The sequence below is a fragment of the Nocardiopsis sp. TNDT3 genome (genome assembly GCF_003427465.1).
Classification (GTDB): domain Bacteria; phylum Actinomycetota; class Actinomycetes; order Streptosporangiales; family Streptosporangiaceae; genus Nocardiopsis; species Nocardiopsis dassonvillei.
On record NZ_QPFC01000345.1, the window covers coordinates 1 to 3,328 of the forward strand.

Genomic DNA, 3,328 nt, shown 5'->3' on the forward strand with positions numbered 1-3,328 from the left:
TCCTCGGGGATGCCCTGCTCGACCTTGCCGACGAGGTCGGCGCCGACGTCGGCGGCCTTGGTGAAGATGCCGCCGCCCACGCGCATGAACATGGCGAGGAGGGCCGCGCCGAAGCCGAAGCCCTCCAGGACGATGGGGGCGTCGCCCCGGTAGAGGAGGACGACGAGGGCCGCGCCGAACAAGCCGAGGCCGACGGTGATCATGCCCGCCACTCCGCCGGTCCGGAAGGCGATGCGCATGGCGGTGCGGTTGGAGGCGTCGTCACCGCCCCGGGCGGCCGCGGCGACCCGGACGTTGCCGCGCACGGCGAGCCACATGCCGATGAATCCGGTCGCCGCCGACAGCAGGGCGCCGAGGGCGAAGAAGACCGACCGGCCGATCGCGATGGCCCACGAGTCGGCCGGGAGCAGGAGCAGCAGGAGCGGGATGAGGACGACGAAGACCGCGAGGGTGCGGAACTGTCGTTTGAGGTAGGCCGCCGCTCCTTCCTGCACCGCGAGCGCGATGCCGCGCATTCGCTCTGTGCCCTGCCCTGCGGCGAGGACCTCACGTACCAGCACGCCCGCGACGGCGAGTGCCAGAAGGGCCACCACCATGACGATGATGACGAGGGTGAAGTCGGTGCCTGCCAGTGATAGGGCCATGCCGCCTTCAGCGGCGAGGTTGAGCCCAGACAATCCGTCCTCCTTGAGACGGGCACGACCTTTTCGGCCCCGTCCACGGGAGAACGCGCGGAACGGCTCGCCCTGTGGGCGCCGGTCCTCGCGGTCGTGGACGTACCGCCGTCCGGAAGGAGCCTGAGCTGGCTCGACGGCACGCTTGGCGGGGTCGAAGCGGTGCCACCTTTGGTTGTGGTGCGTACCGCCCGTGCCACGTGTTCACGGGCGGTGATCCGGGGAGTCTACGCACGGCGACAAAGAAAGGTGAGAGCCGAGCCCGCCATTCCTCAAGAAAATCCGAAGATGTGATCTTCCGGTGATCTCAGGAAAAGGATAAATGCCTTTTTCAGTGATATGCAGCTTATATAACATCTCATAATGCCGTAATGCGATGTTAACGCTAAAGCGTGCATAAGCCCACAAAAAGGGAATCGGCCCCGCAGGCCACACAGACCTCACTAGTCACAGGAAGTGCTGGTGCCACGGGGCCCTCCGCGGGGTCCGCCACCGGTCCGCGGCGGGAGTCGCGGGCGCGTACGCCCACGACCGAAGAGCGCCTGCCGCGTCGGCCGGAGGACACGCTTCTCGGCGGTTATCCGCCGAGCAGGCGCATCCCCGAAGGGTCGATCCCGTCACCCGGGCGGGCGCGCCCGGCGTCGAGGTCGTCGGCCAGGGCGCGGGCGAACGCCGCCACCCCCGCCACGTCCACCCCGTGGGGGGCGTCCGGCCCGAACGGCTCCACGCGGTCCGCGCCCCGCCTCAGCAGACGTGCCGCGCCGACCATGTTGCCGCGCTGCGCGTGGGTGACCCCCACGGCCGTCTGGGCGAGGCCGCGCCACAGTTCCCGCTCGGGGTCGGGCGCGGACTTCCACACGGCTTCGAGGACCTCGTGGGCGGTGAAAGCGTACCCCTGGTCGAGCAGCCGCTGGGCCTCCTCCAGACCTTCCTCCGCGGAGAACTCGGCGTCGTCGGGGACCCGCTCCACCTCGCCCCGGCTCCCGTGCGGCATCGGGCGCCCGTACCGGTCCCGGGGGCGCTGGTTCTGCGCCTGCCCGGTCTCGTTGCGGTCCCGCCCGCCTCCTCGGCCCCCGGACTCCCGGTGCCCGTCCGCGGTCTCCGTCGCCATCAGTGCCTCACCGCCGTTCCCCCTCGCCTGCGAGGACTCCGTCCGCCTCACCGCCGAGACCTCCGCGAGCCACTCGACGAGCGCGCGGGAGACCTCCTCCGGTCGTTCCTCGTGCGGGAAGTGTCCCGCGCCGTGGACCTGCCTCCAACGGTAGGGCCCCGTCACCACGCCCCGTGAGGCGCGTGCCGGTCCGGGCGGGCACACCGGGTCGAGGGTCCCGTGGAGCTGGAGGACGGGGACGCGCACGGGAGCACGGCGCATCCGCGCGTCGTAGCGGAGTCCGTCCGTGCGCCACCGCGACCGGAAGATCCAGCGGTGGCTCTCCAGGGAGCAGTGGGAGACCTTGGGGATGGCGAAGGCGCGGCGGTAGTGCTCCTCGGCCTCGGTGTCGGGCCAGCCGGGGCCCGACCACTCCCGGAGCAGGTCGCCCACGCGTTCGCACCCGTCGCTCAGGAGCCGGTGCTCGGGGAGGATCGGCAGCTGTGCCCGGAGCATGTGGCGGACGCCGGGACCGCCGGAGGCCAGGACGCGGGCCGCTCGCAGCGGGTGCGGCGACGACACCGCGGCCAGGGCGCGCACGGTGCCGGGGTGGTAGGCGGTCATCGTCCAGGCGACGAGGCCGCCCAGGCCGTGCCCGACCACGGCCGCGTCCCGTGAGCCGAGGGCGCGGACCAGTCCGGCGGCGTCCTGGGCGAGGGTGACGAGGTCGTAGCCGCGCGGGGTCTTGTCGCTGGCGCCGTAGCCGCGCAGGTCCGCGGCGACCGCGCGGTAACCGGCGTCGGCGAGCGCGGTCAGTTGGGCGCGCCAGGCCCACCAGAACTGGGGGAAGCCGTGGAGGAGGAGCACCAGCGGCCCGTCACCGGCCTCGGCGACGTGGAACCGGGCCCCCGCCGCGCTGACGGTCCTGTGGGTCCAGGGGCCGTCGACGTAGGCGGCCGAGTCGTCCAACAACGCGCGGGCCTACCGGGCCGCGGGAGCGGACGCCTCGGCGGTCTCGACGGCGTTCGAGGGCGGGCGGATGTCGCCGCGCAGGATGCCGGCGAAGCGCGAGGTGGTCAGCGCGGTGCGCTGGAGGCCCTCCCGCTTGCGCAGGGTGGCGATCGCGTACAGCGCGACGGCCGCGGCGAGCAGCAGGTAGACGAGGGTGACGATGCCGAAGCTGGCCCAGCCGGGGAGCCCGGCGACCTCGTACAGGACGAAGGCCCCGGTCACCGAGAGGAGGATGACGAAGATGTGGGCGAGGACCCCGACCACGGCGAAACCGGCCACGCCCTTGCCGATCTTGGCCGCGTCGGCCTTGGCCTCCAGCTTGGCCAGCTTGATCTCCAGGCTGACCAGACGGGAGATGTTGCCCGTGGCGTCTGAGACCAGTTCGCTGATCGAACGGTCGGTGTCCCTGGTGGCGCCAGGTTCACCGGTACCCGGCTTCTCCGCCATCGTGGAGGTTCCCTTCTCTCGGTCCGAACGCACGGATGATCCTCCGCATCCTCGCACATACCCCGTCTCGGACGTCTCTCACGGCACGCACAACGGCGCCGCCGCC

At 71.8% G+C, this 3,328-nt stretch carries 3 protein-coding genes and 1 pseudogene; all 4 read right to left on the minus strand.

Annotation, left to right across the window (positions count from 1 at the left end):
- Nucleotides 1–644: sodium/proton-translocating pyrophosphatase (locus tag DQW06_RS09275; protein ID WP_198662412.1), on the minus strand; the 644-nt coding region annotated here is incomplete at its 3' end.
- Nucleotides 645–1,251: 607 nt separating this feature from the next.
- Entirely contained in the window at nucleotides 1,252–1,785 is a 534-nt protein-coding gene (locus DQW06_RS29460) for a DUF309 domain-containing protein (RefSeq protein WP_232051734.1), read from the minus strand.
- 96 nt (nucleotides 1,786–1,881) lie between these two features.
- A pseudogene (locus tag DQW06_RS29465) lies at nucleotides 1,882–2,631 on the minus strand (alpha/beta fold hydrolase); the annotation flags it as partial.
- Between the two features lie 114 nt (nucleotides 2,632–2,745).
- Complete coding sequence (locus DQW06_RS09285) at nucleotides 2,746–3,222, minus strand: phage holin family protein (RefSeq protein WP_019610644.1); 477 nt, start codon at nucleotides 3,220–3,222, stop codon at nucleotides 2,746–2,748.
- Between the last annotated feature and the right edge of the window lie 106 nt (nucleotides 3,223–3,328).

Coding starts and splice junctions, on each gene's coding strand:
- DQW06_RS29460 (WP_232051734.1), bottom strand. CDS start 1,785: ATGGCGACGGAGACCGCGGACGGGCACCGGGAGTCCGGGGGCCGAGGA.
- DQW06_RS09285 (WP_019610644.1), bottom strand. CDS start 3,222: ATGGCGGAGAAGCCGGGTACCGGTGAACCTGGCGCCACCAGGGACACC.